We start from the raw sequence: 20,375 nt of genomic DNA, 5'->3' as shown, positions 1-20,375 counted from the left end.
GTCTAATCCATATGAAGCTTGAAGAACGTTCCCGAATCCAAATCCCCAAGGGATACCAGATTGCACTGGAGCTTGCTGGTTTCTGGGATGTGTGCAAATTACTCTGGTCTGCGCCGAGCTTTGCCAAACATCCGAAGGGCAAAGGCGAACCAACTCTCGTTGTGCCTGGCTATGGCACAAATGACCAGATCATGTTTCCCCTTCGGCAGTACTTACAATTTCTTGGCTACCAGGCAGAAGGCTGGGAGCTTGGCTTGAACCATGGAAATGTTCCTTTACTCTTAGAGGCACTTAAAGGACGCATCACTGAATTTTACGAGAAGTACCAAACCAAAATCAATCTTGTTGGCTGGAGTTTAGGTGGATATTTAGCTAGAGAAGCTGCCAGAGACCTTCCTCACTATGTGAGTAAAATTGCGACAATCGCCTCACCATTATTTGGTGGAGCAAAGTATACTTCTTTGGCAAACTTTTATGCAGACAAACAAGGCATCCAACTAGATGCTCTCGAATTGGAAATCGAAGCACGTTACCAAATCCCTCTCGAAATTCCAAGCCTCTCCATCTATTCAAAGTTTGATAATATTGTAAGTTGGCAAACTTGCATCGACACACGCTCCCCATATATGCAACACAAAGAAGTGGATTCCACCCATGTAGGGATGATCGTGAACCCTGAGGTGTATGAGCTCTTGGCTCATTTTTTTGCAAAATAAAGAAGAATGGGCCAAACAAACGGGCCCAAGGTAAGAAAGGCCCTGTCCAATTTTCTCGAAACATTTGTTCACTGATCCTAGGAATCGGTGAGCATTCTCCTTGACTTAGAATTATTATAAATTTGATTTTTTTGGATTTCTTGGGATTGTTTTGGCAATTCCACAAAATCTGTGCTATCGTGGTAGGCCGATGCAAGTCCCTATGCTGATCTCCACGATTGATTCTTTTTTGCCGAAAGGATCAAGCCAGTCTGGAACAGAACTTTTTCAGTCAAGATTGACGGTGGTGATTTTACTTATGGCTTCGGTCACAGCCTTTGCAACGGGACTGCCAATTATCTTAGTATTTAAAGACCCATCTGGTTTTGTCACACTAGGCTATGGTGTATTTATAGCTCTTCTCACCGTTCAAACAAAATTTTGGCTTAGACCCAAGTATAGTTATTTCATTTTAGAAATCGCAACGGGGCTCCATTTTTTACTCTGCCGCAGTATGCAAGATCGTATCGATTGGCCGCTCGCGATGTGGCTTACCATATTCCCAATTTTACGATTGTTATATGGTGGTTTCCGCCATGGCCTTTGGGGCATTATCTACACAACATTACTTTCTTTTGGAATGTTAGCCTTGGAGTTTATTCAATTGTTCCCCCAGTTTCCCATCAATGAATGGATTTCACTCGAAAGGTCGGTCTCCTTTACTGTTGCTGTTTTTGTGATTACGAGTGCTTTTAATGCCCTTCGTTTGGAGGCTCAGAAATTGGCCGATGATGCAGTGAAAGCTAGGTCACTATTTCTTGCGAATATGTCCCACGAGCTCAGAACACCTATGAATGGAGTCCTCGGTATCACAGAACTCCTATTAGCAGAAGAGTTGCCTAGTCACTTAAAAAATTCTTTAGAACTCGTACATAGAAGTGGCATGCAAATGGTTGCACTCATCAATGATATTCTTGATCTCTCTAGACTAGAAAGTATGAAACTCGAAATCGAGAAAGTTCCCACCAATGTTCGTAACCTACTTGGAGATATCATCTCTCTTCTTGAGCCCATCGCCAAACAAAACCAAATCAATTTGAAATTAGAGATTGACGAGACAGTACCTTTGCAGTGTTTGATAGATCCAGTAAGACTCAAACAAATCATCACAAATCTAACAAATAATGCCATTAAGTTCACGAGATTCGGCTCCGTAACCATTCGCTCCTTCACAAAAGAAGAACAACTTGTGATACAAGTCATAGATACTGGAATCGGAATCCCAGAAGATGCCATGGAAAAGATCTTCAGCCCTTTCCAGCAGGCTGATATTTCCTTCACCAGAAGGTTTGGAGGTAGTGGCTTAGGCCTTACGATCTCCCAACAGCTGGCAATGTTAATGGAAGGAAAGATTACCGTAAAATCTGAGTTATATGTTGGGAGCGAATTTTCACTTAGTCTGCCATGTTCCACTTGCTCCCTAGTAGCAGATTCCCCAAAAATGCAAATCCAACCATACCAAACAAAATCAAAACCCAAAGTACTCCTTGTAGAAGATAATGAAGTGAACCAGATGGTAGCCCAAGGTATGCTGAAAAAATGCGGTTGCGAAGTATTAACAAAATCAAATGGTAAGGAAGCCATCGAAGCAGTGTTAGATTCTGATTTTGATTTCATATTGATGGATTGCCATATGCCTGTAATGGATGGATTTGAGGCCTCTCGGCAAATCAGAAATTTACCTCTTCATAAAAAACAGACACCTATTATCGCTCTTACAGCTTCCGCGCTTTCAGAAGATGTCGCTGCTTGTAAACGTGCAGGTATGGACATTGTGATTGCAAAACCCCTTACCTTCCAGTCTCTCCGATCTATCCTCGAAAAACTAGAACTAGAAAAACTCTAAATATCCCATTCTTGTCAGATTGACAAATATCATTGCGATCTAGACATAGATCAGCAAAAATTGAAATGATTTTTTAACAACCTACTGTAAGATCAAGTCCCATGAATGCTTGTATTATCATTTTAAAACAAAACCAAATTGAAACTGTTATGTGGAAAGACAACCAAGGAGAGAAAAGACTTCAGAATTCAATACACGAGAATCTCGAGCAAACGTTTGCCAGTGTCAGTCGTTTCGTGGAATCAGCGCAGGAAATGATTGTTGTAGGTGAATCCAGCATTAGCCATGACTATCGACTTTGGCTTTTGCGTAACAATCGAAGCCTTGCAAACAAACTCATTGCTGTGATCCAAGCGGATTATTTTGCCCAAGACAAACTCGAGGCCTATAAGAAAAAATATTTCTCTCCGTCTTCTAAATAGAGAGATACTGACTCACCTTTCTGTTGGACAATCGAACAGTTTGTTCGGACTTAAATATCTTTTCTATGATAAAGGCATTAAATCGGAGACTTGCCTTCTTTGATCTTTGAAATTGATTCTTTTGTGAGTGGTTTTGAGATAAAGCTCTGAACAAACGGATACAATTCTGCATTTTTTTTATCACTCGGGTCCACAGATGAGGATAAGATATAAACCTTAGAATCCGGGAATTGTTTGTAATACTTTTGGTTGAAGATTTCTAAAAAACCCCAGCCATCTAAAATCGGCATATTCAAATCCAAAAAAATTAAATCTGGTACAAATGCTCTTGCCCCATTTACAATTTGCTCGTAATAATCTAAGGCTTCTTGTCCATTTCGTTTGGTGATGGTCTGGCTTCCGAATTGCAATTGTTTGAAGAGAATGGTCTGGATCGTTAGAGCGGTGGGATCATCATCTACGCATAAAATATAGTTCATTTTCTTATCTTGATTATAAATTTTGTTCCGACATTTACCTGGCTTTCTACTCGAATAGAACCACCTAATGCCTGTAATTGCGATTTTACCAAATAAAGCCCTAAACCTTTACTATCAGGCAAATTATGAAACCTCTGGTATAAACCAAATATTTTATCTTTGTTACGAGTCAAATCGATTCCCAATCCATTGTCTTCAAATACTAAAAAATAAAACTCACGCGATTCCATGGATTTGACAGAAATGTGAAGGTCTCTTTCTTGGGATCTATATTTAATCGCATTTGTCAAAAGGTTTAGAAAGATACTCTCCAAGTAAGGTTTATTGAACACTATTTGTTTAACATCAGCAAATTGTGTAAGAATAGAAGCTCCACTCGAAGAGACAATGTTCTGAATCTGGGAAAGGACAGACTGAAACACAGTCTCTAAATCAAGGGCAGATTGTTCAATGGCAGGGCTATCTTTTATGATGAGGATGCGGATCAAATCATCTATGGTTTGGTTTAGTGTCTCGGTTGAGAGTTTGATCCCTTTTAGAAGCTCCGAAAGGAGTGGATCAGAGATGGGGATGTCTTCGATCAAACTTAAGGCTGCACTTAAATTGGAGAGTGGTGCCCTTAGGTTATGAGATGTTATGTAGTTAAATTGTTTTAGGTCTTTGTTGTTTTGGGTTAGCTCGGAGATCAATTTTTCTTTTTCATTTTCTTCTCGTTTTTTCCGAGTGATATCCCTTTCAATGGCGATCCAATGTGTGTAAAAACCCTTTTCATTTGCAAGAGGAAAGATTGAAAATTCATTCCAAAACTCACTGCCATCTTTTTTATAGTTGATGATCTCAACCTCGACAGGTTCCCACTTGGCCAAAGCTTCTCTCATCTTACTGATTTCTTTTGGGCTAGAATTCGGGCCTTGGAGGATCCGAGGGGTTTTTCCAATCACCTCTTCCTGTGTATACCCAGTCATCTTAGTGAAGGCCGCATTCACAAAGACAATGTTAGGCCCAATAGACCCTACGGGGTTTGCTTCTGTGATGAGGACACTTTCATTGGAATTTGTAATCACAGACTCCAATAATTTGAGTTGGACTTCGCCTGCCTTTCGTTTTGTGATATCTTCGACAGCTCCCACCATACGGATCGCCTTTCCCGTTTGGTCGCGGATGACCAATGCCTTATCGATAACATCTGCGAAGTTACCATCCGCTTTTTGCAATTGGTACTGGTTTTCGAATGTCAGTATATCAGGATTAGCCATTGCCTCTTGGACTCTTTGGATCACTTTCTCTCTCTGCTCAGGGTGCAATAGATTCTCCCAAGTTTCATAACTCAAATGCATGTTTTCTATATCAAAGCCAAAGTTTGTCCGGTATCCTTCCCCCCAAAAGACAGTTCCTTCCCCAATATCCCAGTCCCAAATGGCTTGCCTAGTTGCCTGGCTTAAGAATTCATATCTTTCTTTGGTGATCCGCATTGCTTCGCTGACCATCTTCCTCTCATGGATATCTTGGAAGGCACCAAAGACTCGTTTGCAGACTCCATTTTCAAAATAAGCTTGGCTTGTGGCGCGGACCCAACGCTCTCTGCCTTTGTAAGTTACGATGATAAACTCTTCATCATAAGCGGTTCCAAATAATAATAATTTTTGGAAGAGGTTCTGGATCCGATTCCTATGTTCGCCTTCTTTATAGAATAGGATCGCGTCCTCTACATTGGGTATATAGTCTTCAGGCACTTCATGTAGATCACGGGTAACAGATGTCCAAGTTAACTTCTTAGTTTCTAGATCATATTCCCAACCACCAACTCTCGCAGTCTCATTGGTTTGCTCCAATAGCTCTTTTGCCTTTCTCATTTCAATTTCAAAATTGATAGAGTCGGTAACATCTTGGAAAGAACCAAATACCTTACGGAAGGTAGTCGCATTGAGTTCTGGAGCTCCTATCGCTCGGTACCATTTCCTTTGGCCCTTGTGGTCAATGTATTCTAATAAAAGTTCATAGGGTTGTTTGTTGGCAAGCATCGACTGGTAATGTACGAGCAGCCTTTCCTTTTCATAGTCATTGAATAGTTCAGCTATGGTTTCCATAGAATAGGCTTTGGTTTGGGAAAGATTGAATAAATGATAACTTTCTTGGGTCATAGAAAATTGCTGTGTATGCAAATCGTATTCCCAACCACCGACATGGGTTGCTTCCTGCGTTTCCAATAGCAATCTCTGGAATTTTTTCTTTTCCGTAATATCCCGGACGGAGGTTACTTTATACCTTGTACCATCTTCTTGGATCAAAAGTTTTGCATTGGCATAGATATCAATGACCTCTCCATTCTTTCTCTGGACAGTCCACTCGCGAGGGATCTCCTCTTCACCTGCAATGAATTGGTCATGCATACTTTGGATTGCCTCGCGGTATTCTGGCAGTACTACGATGGTAAATGATTTTCCTAGTAACTCATCTTTTGAGTAACCATAGATTTCACAATAAGCTTGGTTTACATTGACAAACCTACCAAATTGATCCGTGATACAAACACCGATGTCTACAGCATTGAAGATCGAAACCAAAAGTTTCTCTGTCTCTTTTAGTTGGATTTCCGTTTCTTTGGTTGCGGTGATGTCCAAAAGGGAAAATGAGATCACACTCAATTTCTTTGTAGCGTCCAAAACAGGAGTGAAGTTATAAGCAAATTGCCTTTTTCTATTTTCTTTGTCTAAACATTTGAACTCTCCTTGGACAACCTCTCCCTTGGAAAGGCTTGCAAAGCTCAGATCTAGGTTAGGAATTGCATCCGATAGGAAGATTTCGCGCAAATCTTTCTCTATGCTCAATGTTTGCCGAAATAAGAAAGAAAACGTACTTTCAGCGATCTCATTGAATGTCAGTATCTTAAAATTCTTATCTGTTAGGACAAATGACTGTAAGGTGTTGTTTAGAAGAGCGGTTTGGCTGGATTCTTTTAGCTTCAATTCATTGTCTTTCCGCTCCAACTCCTCGTTACTTGCTTTTAACTCAGTGTAGGCAATCTGGATTTCTTCATTGGTGGATTGAAGTTCCTCAACGCTTGTTTCCAATTCTTCATTTGTCGATTGTAGCTCTTCATTGGTGCTTTGTACCTCTTCATTCAAAGACTGAAGTTCTTCATTGGTAGTCTCTAATTCTTCGATATAGATTTGCAAATGTTCTTTGGTTGCCGTAAGCTCTTTTTCTAAGATTTCAATTCTTTCTTGGAGTTCTACTTTACTACCACTTTTCTCAGCGATCTTTGCCTTATTTTCATTAGGGAATAATTCAAAGATCACCATGAATAAGTCATTATTTTTTTGAGTATAGAGGAGAGGCTTTACTTTAATATTTGTTAGGTAAGATTTGCCATCCACAGTAAAAGGCAAAAGCCCACTCTTTTGAGATTCTTTTTCTTTGATTACCTTTGTGATGGTGGCGCGAAGTTCGATTTGCAAATCAGGGCGAATCATCTTCAAGATATTTGCGTTCATTTGGCCTTCCGGAAGGCTCAAAAATAAATTCACATCACCATTGATCATCTCAACAAGATACTGGTCCGAAATAATGACATAGGGATTGTCATAGGTATTGTACAAAGTTTCCTTGACCATTTCACTCACAGTCATGTCTTTTCGGAGAGATTCTTTTACTGGTGACCTCACAACTATGGATGAGTTTTGGCGAATCCCTGCAAAACGAAGATTTTGTACGGCACCACCCCTCTTTCTTTGGAAAATTTTATTTTCGGAATCTAAGGTAATGAATAAATCCGAAAAATTTCCGACCGTTTCTGATTTGCCTAAAAAAAGAATCCCATTCGGATTGAGTGCATAGTGAAACAAAGGAATGATCTGTTGCTGTAAATTTTGGTTAAAATAGATCAAAAGATTTCTACAAATCACCATATCTAATTTTAAAAATGGTGGGTTCTTGGTAAGGTCATGCTTCGTGAACAAAATCATAGAACGAAGTAATTTTGAGATCTCGAAGGAATCTTCTTTTTCTATCAAAAAGGAGGAATCCTCAATCGACTTAAAAATAAAATTGGATGTGTTGGGGTAAACTGCCTTCCTTGCAAAAGCTATCGCCTTCTCATCAATATCAGTGGCAAAGATTTGGATATGGTAATGTACGATTTTTTCTTTTAGGATGTTGGCGATAATGCTTGCTATGCTATAGGCCTCTTCACCAGTAGAACATCCAGGCGTCCAAATGCGAATCGACTCACCTTTCGTTTTGTTTGCAATGATTGTTTTTAAATGCTCTTCAATACTTAAAAAAGCATTCTCATCTCGATAGAAAGATGTTACACCAATTAATATGGTTTCAAATAATGATTCATATTCTTCATGGTGTTTTTCTAGATAAAGTTTGTAATCTGAGAGAGATTTAATTTTTAAACTTTCCATTCGCTTCAAAAGACGACGTAGGATCGTAGACTTTTTGTAAGCTGAAAAATCAGTTCCTTTCACATTGGAAAGGGACCAGAGAATTTGTTGCAAAGTTTGTCCATCCGCATCTTCCGTATCCACACTTTCTTTTGCCTCATGTGGCTCTTTCGCATAGGACAGGATTTGTTTTCCCATTTCACTGGGCGCAAGAACCAAATCCACGATACCAGTCTCGATGGCAGAGGCTGGCATCCCGTCAAATTTTGATGTCTTGGGATCCTGAACCATACATAAGCCACCTACCTCATGTATGGCGGTAATGCCCATAGATCCATCTGAACCGGTTCCCGAGAGAATGATTCCAATGGATCTATTTTTAAAATTTAGAGCAATGGATTCAAAGAGGATGTCAATCGAAGGTTTGGGTCCAGAGATATTTTTGGGTTTGGTCAAGGAGAAGTGCCCCGCTATGATGCGAATCTCAGTGTCTGGAGGCGTGATGTAGATGCTACCAGGAAACACTGGTTTGTCGTTCTCTGCTTCTACAACGGGTAAGGTAGTTGAGCGACTGAGGAGTTGTCCTAACATACTCTTATAGGTAGGGCTTACATGTTGGGCTATGATAAAAGCATGTTCTCTGCAGTCCTCCTCTAAATGACCAAGGAGGCTTTGGATTGCCTCGAGTCCACCGGCCGATGCACCCACTCCCACAACTAAAAATGATTCTTCGGTAGAGACTTTCGACATTTGATCCAAACTTCTTGTCCATACTTTAGCCACAAAAATTCAAATTGGCAAGGGCTTTTTATTTTGTTTCTAAATACTTATGCTTTTAAGCTTTGCTCATTGCTGGTGGCAATGTTTAATCAATCAGGAACATTTTGAACATAAATTGATTTAGAATGAAATTAAATGTCATTAAGGTTAACAATTTATTTAGGTAGGATTTCTATTGCCTGAGGAATTAACTTATGTAGTCTTTGTTCCTAGGAGAACTACCATCTATGAAAAAAAAGACTCTATTTCTACTCATTTTACTCTCGACGCAAGTGTTCGCGATTTCAGATCTCGAAAAACTACTGTTAAAAGAAGCAGTGACCCCTGAAGCAAAAAAAACCGCGAAGGAATACTTTCTGAAACGAGCCTTGGACTATAAAGATCTAGCTATTAAGTATGAAAATCTCGCAAAAGGCCCGCAAGGTGGCAAAGCTCTGTCCGAAATGCAAAACGCAAACAAATTTAAAAATCTAGCAGAGGAAGCACGAGAGGAGGCGATTCGCTACCAGAAAGAAGCAGACAAGCTCTAGGCACGGATACTGGTACAAGGGGGCTTTCTTTGTACCAGTATTGCAAGTGGTGTCAGTCGCAGGCTGATCACCTCCCTCCAATCGTTCAATAAATATGTTAAAAGTGGCAAAAGAATGGTTTACTGAAATAGAATCATTCTATACTTCAGGGAAACCCTATGAACAGAATCATACTCTTAGTCCTCCTCCTGTCCTTACAGAATTGCGCCCTCACGGAAGGTTTGGGTTTGCAAACCTACGGAGCAATCCCGGGCTCTACAGCAAAGTCTAGGATTTCTGATGCCATCCTAGAAGCAGAAGCAACGGCCACAGCAGCCTGGCTGAATGCAAACGGAATGACAGCCGGTACAGGGCCTATCCTTCCTCTTATCCTGATCAATGGCGTTCTGGCCAAGCTCCTCTACCCCTTCACAACCAAAATTTCGGATAAGGACTACTTCATGGAATCCTCAGTAGAGCAGTGTGAATCAGACATCCGCACAAGAGGTGCCCTGGTATTGGGAGCGAGTTATACCAATCTGGCTCCCTCTGGTGCGGTCGGTTCTGCACGTGATGCCGCCTTACTTCCGCAATTTGCATCCTGCGACCTCGAAAAAACAGGAAAGGTCATCACCATTGACGGTTTGATTAAACTGTAAGGAACACAACATGAAAAAGACCATCTACATTACTGCACTATTGTTTGCCTCTCTACTCCTCTTCCAATGCCAGACAGAAACAAAAACGGATACAGGTTCGCAAGCCGTTCTTTTGGCAAGTATACTGGCACCTTGCACCTCCTTAAATGACTGTTTTGATCGATTTGCACGGAGCACTGACGAAGGGGCCACCTTACAAGTATTTGACCAGGAAGGAAATACAATCTATTCCCGTAGTAGCACCCTAGAATTTGATACGGTTAGACCCATTGCTTCTGGTTCCAAATGGGTAACCGCTGTTACGGCAATGAGAGCGATCCAAGCAGGCACTTGCACAACGGGAGGAACTCTTTCTCTAAATTCAACAACCGCCTCTGTCTTAGGCTGGACGGGTACAAAAGGGACCATTACATTACGCCAATTACTTGCCTTCACATCAGGACTCAATGCCGGCGGTGGCAATGGCTCAGGGCAAGCAGCCTGTATATCCACATTACCAGCGAATGCAACGAACGCCCAAAAGGATGCCTGTATCAATGAAATACGAGACCAATCCACGGGTACACCGGGAGCCCTTTACCAATATAACTCCAATCATATGGCAGTGGCACAGAGAATGTTAGAAGTGAGTTGCTCGCAGACCTGGAATGCCTTGTTCTCAAATTTGGTAGCAACACCTTTGGCTTGGCCAACTACAGTAAAATGGACTGGAAATATACGCAGTACAGAAGAAACCGATGGGAGTTTGGCAGGTGCCTATGGACTTAGTATTTCTGCCAAAGCCTATGCTGGTATGCTAAAAGCCCTTGTAAACAATAGTGGGAATGCTATGACCATAACAGGAACCAATGTGCCTAACTTTTTATCAACGAATAGTGTTACCGAAATTTTAGGGGACCAGTATGGACAAGCTACCATCGGTTATTCGCAATTTTCCAGTTTTGGCTATCGTTGGCGATATGGCTTAGGAAATTGGAGATTTTGTAGCGTGACAGATGTTGCAAGCGAATGCAACAAAGACTTAATCTCGCATAGCATTGGAGCCAACGGATTTTACCCTTGGGTGGATAACAATCGTAAATACATGGCTATAGTTGCAGTCAATAACACGGGTCGAAGAAATGGGATCAGTCTACTACCAGCAACAGCAAACTCTTTGTTTTTTGCTGAGACCATTCGGCCTTATATCCACAGTTTACTCCGGTAAATTGGAGAGGTTTTTTCAATCTAGTAGCCAGTTTTGCTCTTGACATTAGTATTCCTTATCTGGGATTCTACCATACCTATATAAGGAAATACTAATGAAAAAAATAATAACGATGATTATGCTGCTTGTGTTTACAAGTACGATGTTCTTAAGCTGTGGTGAAACGGAAGCAGAAAAGGCAAAAAAAGAAGAAGACCAACTCAATTTGATCTTCTTACTTCTTTTATTGAATTCCAGGTCTACAACTTCGACTACCTCCAACTCCTCTACTTCCTGTTTTTTCGCAGGAACATCGGGCGGTTGCCCAAGTGGTACTCCGTATACTTGCAATGCTTCTAGTTTTTGTAGTAGCTCATCTACCTGTTCCAATTTAACTGCTTGCACACGTTCCACAGTTTCGAGTGATGTTAAGCTTTCTGGAGACGGAGAAGTAAATTTGCTAAGCCTTCCCAAACAAATTTCTAAATCTTCCCCAGAGAATCAGGAGAAATAGAAATCTCCCTCCACCGCTTAAACGAAGCATCCATGATAAGTTTAGGCGGTGCTACTTAAGGTTCTTCCTCAAACAAGAATGATACACACATTTAGGTCGTTTCGGTATAACGTTTGTTATTTCCAAAGTAAATAGCCTAAGCCGAAACGGGATAAGGCAAATAAAGAAGAAACGTAAATGCATCCATGTTGCATTTACGGGGATTAATTTTCCAAAAAAAAAAATAAGAAAAGGTTCGCCTTTTCTCCGTCTTACCATTGTTTTGACTCAGTTGTGCTATCTGTTATGCGTACGTTTTCCCACGTTAGTGGGTTTCGTTGCAAACAGGTCTCATTTTAACAAGTGAAAAAGAACAAGGATGCAAATATGAGACGGATTTCATTTTATTTTACTCTTTTGGTTTTTAACCTCTCCATGGTAAATTGCCCACCTGGCGGAGGCGGCGGAGATGGTGGTAGCTCGGCACTTGTCCTCGCCTTAGGCGGTGGCTCATCTAGTCCCACTACAAGCACTAGCTCGGCAGAGGAAACTGTCCAACAAACACCTACAATTCGGGTTTCTGAAAGTGCAAACAATTTAGCAAATAGCGCTACATTTGATTTAGGGAGCGCGGTCCAAAACACTTCAGGTACATTGTATACCTTTACAATTCTAAACAATGGGCGTGGGACTCTTACCCTTAGTTCTTCGCCTGCCGTCCAAATAACAGGCACAGATGCAGCCCAATTTACAGTAACACAGCCAAGTTCATCCAGCCTATCGTCTCTTGCATCTACGACTTTTAGTTTGCGTTTCAGCCCCCAAGCAGGGCAATCAGGCACAAAAAGTGCGCAAATCCGAATCGCATCGAATGACCCATCCACAAGTACCTACATCTTAAATCTAACCGCAAAGGCTACTTTAACCGCCGAACCTGAAATCGACGTCCGCCAATCAACGAGCTCCCTTACTTCAGGATCTAGTAGCTACGACTTTGGAAGTGTGAGATCTACATTGACAGGATCTGCGGTTACTTTTACCATTCGCAATACAGGAACAGCTAACTTAACCCTTACGATCCCCCCTAGCTTAACAGGAGCAAATGCCAATCAGTTCACTGTCGATGCCTCCTTAATGTCAAGCCCTGTACCTGTGAATGGAACGACGAGTTTTACCGTGACTTTTGCACCAACCTCTGAAGGTACAAAGAATGCCAACATCTCCATTGCAAACAATGACACAGATGAAGGACCTTTTCTGATTGCGATAACGGGCTTTGCGACGGCAGCCCCAGCTCCTGAGATCAATGTACAACTCGTATCCAATTCAAATACGATTTTGGACGATTCGGGTACATTTTCATTTTCTAATGTGCAAGAAGGTCAAAGTGGAACAGCCGTTCAATTTAGGATCCAGAACTTAGGTGATGCAAACTTAACTTTATCTGGTTCGCCGATTGTGACATTAGGTGGTGCGAACGCTAATCAGTTTTCTGTAACAACCCAACCTTCGTCGTCTACGATTGCTCCTTCAGGTTCAGTCATCTTTGCTGTTACGTTTTCACCGACAAGTTCCGGTACAAAATCGGCAACCATTTCTTTCGCAAACAACGATTCGAATGAGAACCCTTATAATTTCTCCATCTCTGGGATTGCCACAGTAGCACCTGCCCCAGAAATCAATGTCCAACAAAGTTCCACTAACATTGCCTCTGGTGGAACCTTTTCTGGAATCGGCTCCGTGAGAGTTGGTACTACAAGTGCTGCTACTTCGTTTACTATCCAAAACTTAGGAAATGCAACTCTTAGCCTAACAGGCTCGCCTCGCGTCTCAGTTTCCGGAACGAATGCTAGTGAGTTCACGGTAGCTACACAGCCAGCTTCTGCAAGCATTAGCACCTCAGGAACAGGCACATTCACGGTTACCTTCTCGCCTACTTCCAGTGGTGCAAAAACAGCCATCCTAACGATTGCAAGTAATGACAGTGACGAAGGTTCCTACACCATCAATTTAAGTGCCACAGGTACAGTTCCCACAAGTACCTGTACACCAAGTATTGTCAATGGAACGCGCACATCCAATGCAGGTTCTCAAGCAAATTTCTTTGGCTCACTACCTCTGTATTGGGGTAGCGCAATCGCACTCAGCACCTCACCTAGCTCTCCGTCTGTCATCTATTATGTGAACCAACCACATTCTGTTACGGCAAGTAATGGAGTTGTTTTCAATTACTTAATCCTCAATTCTAACTATTTTTTTAGCCGAGATGGCGTAGGCACCACAACCTATTCAGGTATGTATCCCTATGGTAGAAATAACACGGAGTATTTGGGTTCATCCGCACCGTCCTTTTCTCCAGACTCATCCAACTTCTTCAGCATTGAAATCAACACCGGTGTAAGTTTATCCTCCACCAATGCAAGCTACAGTATAGTGCAGAACTGCAATCCAAGTTTGGATGAAGAGAGAACATTCACATCAAGCGCAGGTTCGGACAATACCAGTGGACTAGGCAAAGTATGGACCTACCGCAAAAAACTAAAGGTACGTTTGATCTTTATTTCTGGAACCTATGACACTCCCACCGAGGCAGGTATACAAACTGCTGTGAATCGGATGAAATCGATATATGCTCAAGATTCAGTAAAAATTGATCTCGAGTTTACGGCGACTACGGTTACAAACTCTGAATTCCAGACTCTGGCAAATCTCTCAGATGATACAGGCAATGTAACTGGTTCTTTGACAAAGATGTATGTGAGTACTGCAGCCGCACAAAGTGCAGACAGTTTGAATATCTATTTCACAGCTAACAATAGCCAAACGGCAGGTGTTCTCGGTATTTCTGCAGGAATCCCTGGCGTTCCTGGGATCACGGGGACAAAAAAATCTGGTATGGTGGTCTTCATAGAACCTCATAGAAGTTCCGGTGCGGCAGGCTCCAGTCTATCCACGACAGACCAGACCTTTATGGGAGATACAATGGCTCATGAAGCTGGACATTTTCTGGGTTTATTTCATACAAACGAACGAGGTGGATTCAATTCATCGTCATCTAATGCTTTGAACAGAAGAGACACCTTAACGGATACTCCTTACTGTCTCTCCACTCGGGATGTAAATTCCAATGGTACCGTTGATATCAATGAATGCAGTGGTACGGGATTTACAAATTCTGGTGCTAGCAATTTAATGTTTTGGGCAGGTGATGGTGTCACTGCCCAAACGCAGCTAACAGGAGAACAGGGTTGGATCTTACGGCGTTTCCCAATCGTTTATTAAAGGAAAAATACATGAAAGCAATTTGTAAAATAATTTTAATCCTTCTCATTACCGTAAGCTCATATGAAAACTTTGCACAAAGTTTGGATACAAGCACTTACCAAAGGATCAAATCTGTGCTAGTTCAGACTGGTCATCAGCAGGTTGAAGAGCTTAGAACGCAAGTTGATCGAGTGACCTCTGAACCTGTTCCCTATCTCAAAGCCTTGGTAAACGAGGCAGGACTAAGGGTATACGCCAAAGAAAGAGCAATTATGTTGCTGCAATACTATCCGAGCGCTGATACAGAGAAATTCCTCGAACAAAAGATAAATGATGAAACAGATAGAAGTTCCGTGCGAACTTTCGCAGTCAAATCCTACGCAAATGGTTTTTATTGGAGAAACCAAACCAAAGTAGAAGGATTTTTAAAAGAAAAGCGGGATGATAGCCAATTGCGTACTGTCATCGATCAATCGCTCTCTGAAGTAAAAACCCAAGGTATCAAAAAGCCTAATCTGCAATTGGATACAGAAACTCTTCAAAGAAACAAAAAATAAACTCCCTAATCAAACTCTCGCTTCCTAACCGGACCTTAACCCTCGTTCCTATTGCGATAGAAAAGAGTCCGGCTTGGCAAGAATCTCCTTAGGAAGCAATCATACCTTTTGTAAACCTTGGTGTACGCTGACGACAGGCTTGTAACCTAAGTCCTGCCTTGCCTTATCGATACGAATCGTACACTCCTTTCCCATAGCATCCGTCGGGAAACGCATCAATGGAGGCTGACTCTTGAGAGATAGGCTCCGCCAAATCCCTTCTACGATCCACGCAGCTAAACTAGCAACATTGGATGGGATTGATTTGTAAGGTATTTCCACATTTTGTGTTTTTAAATAAGCAGTCAAAAAATCAAAGTAAGTCCATATTTCATCATCAGTGATAAAGTAAACTTCCCCTGATTTACCTTTGCTTAGAGAAAGGTCTATGGCATGGACCAAATTTTCAATATTTGTCATGGAAGTCTGTTTCTTACCACCACCTAACCACATAAACTGTCCAGATGTGACCATATCCAAAAGAACAGGTAGTACGGAAGTATCACCTTTGCCCCAAACAAGACGTGGGCGGATCACTATGGTTTCCAGACCTTCTTTGGATGCAGATAAAACCATCTTTTCAGCTTCTCTTTTGGTCTCCGAATATAGATAAGGAGTGCTTTTGGGGTATGGGTAGGTTTCATCGATGTTCACCAAATCGATGCCTGAGAAGATGGTGGCTTCTGTACTGATATGAATCAATCGTTTCACTTTGCTCGCAATGGCCTTTTGGACCAAACGTTTTGTACCTTCCACATTTCCCTGCCAATACTCCGAACGAGTTCCCCAGGGCCCCACAAAGGCAGCACTATGTAAAATAACATCTATCCCTTGTAATGCGGAGTCCGGCAAAGAAAATAAATCGCCCCTTACAATTTCTACTCCTAACGGTTTTAATTTTTGGTCACTTACCTCAGAACGAGACAAAGCTTTTATTTCATGTTTCCCCTTCCAATACTGGAGGACAGAGCCACCAACAAAACCAGAACCACCTGTAACAAATATTTTCATTCCCTTTCTCCTCTAAAATGACTACCGGTCATTTATATATGACTATCAGTCATTTAAACCAAAGCTCTTTCTTTTGGCAAGAGCTTTCCTGGATTTATTGGGCCTAGGATCGGCGATGGATCTTGTGGAAAGCCTAAAGACTACCTCAGGCCTTAGAGCCTAATCCCTTCTCAGAATGCCTCGAAAGAAAATATCATTGAATGTTTGTTTTAACTCATTGGGAGAGTAACGAGATACGATGTGGTGCTCATACGAACCATCGATAAGAGATCGCATGAGCATCAAATATACGGCGATGGAAACTTCTATATTAATGTCCTTTTTGATAAACTTTTTTTTGATCCCTTCCTCTATGGTTTTTTTGAGGATCTCTGGAATGAAAGTATTTTGGTTCTCTTGGAATCGTTTCCAAGCTTTGGGACAATGTTTTTTTAAATCAGAGAAATACTCGGCACTGAGTAAATTTTCTTTTACTGTCATTAGAGTCGATACTTCATCAATTTTCTGAAGGAAGTCTCTTTGTGATTCAAAAATCTTTAAAATCTGAGTATTGATCCTTTGGATTCTTGCTTCTGTGCAACGAACCTGAAGGCTTTCTTTGGAATCAAAATATTTATAAATGGTCTTCTTACTGATGCCAAGCTCAGAAGCAATCTCATCCAAGGAGGCTTTTGAATAATACTTCCTAATGAAATACGGTTCTGAAAATTCTAAAATTTTGATTTCAGTCTCTTCCATGTGCGTTTATCTCATCTTATCAAATGAATTAGGTTCTAAAGCGTAAGGCCCTGGCCAAAAAACGGAATCCTGACCGAACATAATGAACCGCTTCCAAATTGGCAAGATAAAAGGCCGGGATCAGTACCAAAGTGATTAACGTTGAGGCTATGATGCCATAGGAAAGTGCGATCACCATGGGTTCAATGAAACGGTCTGAACCTCCAATCCCATATGCCGTTGGCATCAATCCCAAAACAGTAGTTCCCGTAGTTATGACAATGGGTCGCAAGCGCCTCACTGCTCCTTCGATGATTTGTGGGATAATTTCTTTCTCATCAAACCCTTCCGTATCTTTTTCATCGTTAACGATTTTATTGATAAACTCTACCATCATGATTGAGTTGTTGACGACGATACCAGATAAACCTATGACTCCTATCAAACCCAAAAATGAGAAAGGCCTGTCATGGAAATAGAATGCCCAGATAACACCAATAAGTCCAAATGGAATGGCTAATAAAACCAAAATTGGTTGTGATAGGGAATTGAAAAGAAGTGCAATCACCAAGTAAATGGCAATGATTCCACCTATGAATGCAATTAAAAGTGATTTAACAGACTCTTTTGTCTTTTCAGCCTCTCCACCATAGGAAAGACGTACGTCTTGGTTGGCCTTTAGTTCTGGTGCATACTTAGCCAAAATCGAATCGATTACTTTTTGCGGTTGGACTGTGACATTTGTTCGTGCTGTAACTGTTGTAGTGACATCCCCATCGGTATGATACACAGAAGATTCTGCTTTTACCTTTGATAGGCTTGCAAAGGCTCGAATAGGGACCAAACGCCCTTCTCGGTTTCGCACCTCTAATTGTAAAACATTGCCGATTTCTCTACGAGCAGATTCGGGAAATCGAACTCGGATATCAATCTCCTCATTGTTTTTTACAATAGAAGTCGCGCGCACTCCATCAAAAGCTATCCTCAAAGTACTCGCAACATCTTGTACATTCAGACCTACTGCCGCTAATTTAACATAGTCGATGTCGAGTTTGTATTCATCTCTTCCCACTTTATAGTTTGTGCTCACATCAAACACACCTTCCAACTGGTTTAAATCTTCAACAATTCGATTCACGTATCGAGATCTTACCTCGTCGACATCCGAGTGCACGTGGATTTCGATGGGTTTACCGGCAGGAGGTCCAGGTTTTTGCAAGTCATACGTAATGTCTTTGTATCCAGTAATGTTTTTATTTATTTTTTCTCGAATCTCATCCATTACCAATTGGGCTTCTCTTTTTCTTTCAGAGGATGGTACAAGTGTAACCTGAGTATAGGCCAAATGTTTATCTCCTCCCACTGGTGCCGCAAGCTCTTGCGTACTCTGTGTACCAATTTTTGACAAGTAAAAAGAAACTTCTTCTTTAGGTAGAGTTTGTACCTCTTTCTCTATATTTCTTATGACTTCCTCGGTTGCATCAAAGGTGGATTCTTGTGGCATCTCCAAATAAACAAAAAAGGTATCTGCCCCGTCAGGAGGAAATAAATTGAATAAAACCTTGTTTTTGCCCCAATAGAGAGTAAATACCAATAAAAAAAGAGTAAAAGAAATGGTAAGGTATTTATGTTTTAATACTGGCAACATCAATTTTGCGTAAGGAACGGAGATTCTATTAAAAAATCGATCCTGCCAATTTTCTTTTTTTTCCATTTCTTGTTCTGGGAATATATGTGTTAGGTGATTTGGCAAGATAAACCAAGAATTGAATAGCGAGCCAACTAAGGAGGCTATCACTACAACAGGGATTACGTAGACAAATCGACCCAAAGTACCAGACATAGTCAACATAGGTCCAAAAGATAATACCGTGGTTAATACTGAAGCGAATACAGGGATTACCACCTCCAAAGTTCCCTCTGTGATAGCATCCCATTTGGAAAAACCCTTTGCTTTATAAAATATGGAGTTTTCTGTTACAACAATCGATTGGTCAACTATCATTCCGAGAGCAATGATCATCGCCGCAAGCGATACAGAATTGATATCTGAATTAGTCCACTTCATGATAATGAAAGTAATCGCAAGGGAAACAGGAATGCTCAAGGCAACAAGAAAGGAACTTTTTAAATCCAAGAATATTACCAAAATGATGATAACGAGTGCAAATCCTAGATAGGCATTTGAAGTAACAACAGATAAACGATTTCGCACAACTCTTGTGTCATCATTGACAGGAGTGAGAATAATACCATTCGGAAGGACTGTTTGTTTTTCTTTTAAGTATTCTTTGATTGTATCTACAACTCGGATGATGTCTGCATTTGATGCTTTTTTAATCACGAGCATGATCCCTGATTTGCCATTAAAAATGGTTCGCATCTTTTCATCTTCGTAAGACTCACGTACGATCCCCAAATCTTTGACTCGGATTAGTCCTCCTCCAAATTCTGACCGCACGATTACGTTTTTTATATCTTCTATAGAATCAAACTGTGATAAGGTGAGGATATTTCTCTGGGTGTTAAAAGATTCAATATTACCACCAGTAGCACGGATATTTCTTCTATTGAGTGCGACAAGCACATCATTCAATGCTACGTAATATGCTTTGAGTTTATTTGGATCCAGATCTACTTCAAATTCTTTATCACGAAAAGCATATTTATCAACGTAGGAGACACCTTTAATGTGTTTGATATCTTTTTCCATAATCTTTGCGATGCGTCTAAGTTCGCCATATTCCACATCACCAGAGATTCCAACCGTAAGAACTGGGGCCTCAGTTGATTTTAAATCACGGATATTAGGTCTCTCCTTTACTTCAGCTGGCAATGTTGTTACTCGGTCCACCGCCCGCCGTATCTCATCCTTTACCTCATCTGAATTTGGATAATTGATATCTATGTCCACCGTGACCAAAGAAACATTCTCAGCAGAAACAGAAGTAAATTTATCAATACCCTTTACACTCTTTAATTCGTCCTCGATCAAACGAGTCACATTTTGTTCGACATCAGAAGGAGAGGCACCAGGATATTTGGTGGTGATGATCATCTTACCTAGATCCACCTCTGGAAATTTATTTCGATTCATAGTGCTAATGCTCGACAAAGCGATGAGAACGATGAATACCAAGAGTACATTGACTAAAAGGCTACGTTTAAGAAAAAACTGAATGAGGTACCGCACAAAAATCCTCCGATCCAGTCCCTTTTTAATAAACCCAGGAAACTCTACAAGTGTTTTAAGTTTCCATCTTCATT

14 protein-coding genes are annotated in these 20,375 nt (G+C 41.0%); 9 read left to right on the top strand and 5 right to left on the bottom strand.

Annotation, left to right across the window (positions count from 1 at the left end; genetic code table 11):
- Positions 1-11 precede the first annotated feature (11 nt).
- The 3 genes from DI060_RS00230 (at position 12) to DI060_RS00220 (ending at position 3,023) form a co-directional block, all read left to right on the top strand.
- Positions 12-716 carry an alpha/beta fold hydrolase gene (locus DI060_RS00230; RefSeq protein WP_108972468.1) on the top strand — a complete coding sequence of 235 codons (705 nt, stop codon included), beginning with the start codon at positions 12-14 and terminating at the stop codon, positions 714-716.
- Positions 717-918: 202 nt separating this feature from the next.
- The gene (locus tag DI060_RS00225; RefSeq protein WP_167836862.1) at positions 919-2,601 is read left to right on the top strand and encodes an ATP-binding protein; all 1,683 of its coding nucleotides are present in this window, start codon (positions 919-921) and stop codon (positions 2,599-2,601) included.
- A gap of 101 nt (positions 2,602-2,702) precedes the next feature.
- Positions 2,703-3,023, top strand: a complete 321-nt coding sequence (locus DI060_RS00220) for a hypothetical protein (protein ID WP_108972464.1) — start codon at positions 2,703-2,705, stop codon at positions 3,021-3,023.
- A gap of 77 nt (positions 3,024-3,100) precedes the next feature.
- Here the strand turns inward: DI060_RS00220 and DI060_RS00215 are convergent, their stop codons facing one another.
- Together DI060_RS00215 and DI060_RS00210 are read right to left on the bottom strand one after the other, a co-directional pair.
- The gene (locus DI060_RS00215; RefSeq protein WP_108972462.1) at positions 3,101-3,502 is read right to left on the bottom strand and encodes a response regulator; all 402 of its coding nucleotides are present in this window, start codon (positions 3,500-3,502) and stop codon (positions 3,101-3,103) included.
- Positions 3,499-8,643 (bottom strand): PAS domain S-box protein, encoded by a 5,145-nt coding sequence (locus DI060_RS00210; protein WP_108972460.1) that lies wholly within the window; start codon positions 8,641-8,643, stop codon positions 3,499-3,501. Before DI060_RS00210 ends, DI060_RS00215 begins: the two co-directional genes overlap by 4 nt.
- A 257-nt stretch (positions 8,644-8,900) precedes the next feature.
- Here DI060_RS00210 and DI060_RS00205 point away from each other — a divergent pair, with 257 nt between their 5' ends.
- The 6 genes from DI060_RS00205 to DI060_RS00180 all read left to right on the top strand — a co-directional run bounded on the left by DI060_RS00205 (position 8,901) and on the right by DI060_RS00180 (position 15,341).
- Positions 8,901-9,203: a hypothetical protein gene (locus DI060_RS00205; protein ID WP_108972457.1), complete on the top strand. Its 303-nt coding sequence runs from the start codon at positions 8,901-8,903 to the stop codon at positions 9,201-9,203.
- A gap of 158 nt (positions 9,204-9,361) precedes the next feature.
- The gene (locus DI060_RS00200; RefSeq protein ID WP_108972455.1) at positions 9,362-9,841 is read left to right on the top strand and encodes a TIGR04452 family lipoprotein; all 480 of its coding nucleotides are present in this window, start codon (positions 9,362-9,364) and stop codon (positions 9,839-9,841) included.
- A 10-nt stretch (positions 9,842-9,851) separates the two neighbouring features.
- Positions 9,852-11,048 carry a serine hydrolase domain-containing protein gene (locus DI060_RS00195; protein WP_108972453.1) on the top strand — a complete coding sequence of 399 codons (1,197 nt, stop codon included), beginning with the start codon at positions 9,852-9,854 and terminating at the stop codon, positions 11,046-11,048.
- Between the two features lie 94 nt (positions 11,049-11,142).
- The gene (locus tag DI060_RS18840; protein ID WP_135354959.1) at positions 11,143-11,541 is read left to right on the top strand and encodes a hypothetical protein; all 399 of its coding nucleotides are present in this window, start codon (positions 11,143-11,145) and stop codon (positions 11,539-11,541) included.
- A gap of 366 nt (positions 11,542-11,907) precedes the next feature.
- Positions 11,908-14,802, top strand: a complete 2,895-nt coding sequence (locus DI060_RS00185; protein ID WP_135354958.1) for a choice-of-anchor D domain-containing protein — start codon at positions 11,908-11,910, stop codon at positions 14,800-14,802.
- Between the two features lie 11 nt (positions 14,803-14,813).
- Complete coding sequence (locus DI060_RS00180) at positions 14,814-15,341, top strand: hypothetical protein (RefSeq protein ID WP_108972446.1); 528 nt, start codon at positions 14,814-14,816, stop codon at positions 15,339-15,341.
- 99 nt (positions 15,342-15,440) lie between these two features.
- Here DI060_RS00180 and DI060_RS00175 read toward each other — a convergent pair whose 3' ends face one another.
- The 3 genes from DI060_RS00175 to DI060_RS00165 all read right to left on the bottom strand — a co-directional run bounded on the left by DI060_RS00175 (position 15,441) and on the right by DI060_RS00165 (position 20,301).
- The gene (locus tag DI060_RS00175) at positions 15,441-16,391 is read right to left on the bottom strand and encodes an NAD-dependent epimerase/dehydratase family protein (protein ID WP_108972444.1); all 951 of its coding nucleotides are present in this window, start codon (positions 16,389-16,391) and stop codon (positions 15,441-15,443) included.
- A gap of 159 nt (positions 16,392-16,550) precedes the next feature.
- Positions 16,551-17,129, bottom strand: coding sequence for a TetR/AcrR family transcriptional regulator (locus tag DI060_RS00170; RefSeq protein ID WP_108972442.1), 579 nt, complete (start codon positions 17,127-17,129; stop codon positions 16,551-16,553).
- A 28-nt stretch (positions 17,130-17,157) separates the two neighbouring features.
- Positions 17,158-20,301 carry an efflux RND transporter permease subunit gene (locus DI060_RS00165; RefSeq protein WP_167836861.1) on the bottom strand — a complete coding sequence of 1,048 codons (3,144 nt, stop codon included), beginning with the start codon at positions 20,299-20,301 and terminating at the stop codon, positions 17,158-17,160.
- Positions 20,302-20,375: the final 74 nt, after the last annotated feature.

The organism is Leptospira ryugenii (assembly GCF_003114855.1).
Taxonomy (GTDB): domain Bacteria; phylum Spirochaetota; class Leptospiria; order Leptospirales; family Leptospiraceae; genus Leptospira_A; species Leptospira_A ryugenii.
Note: the sequence above shows the minus strand (reverse complement) of the source record. Positions and strands in the feature narration are given on the sequence as shown.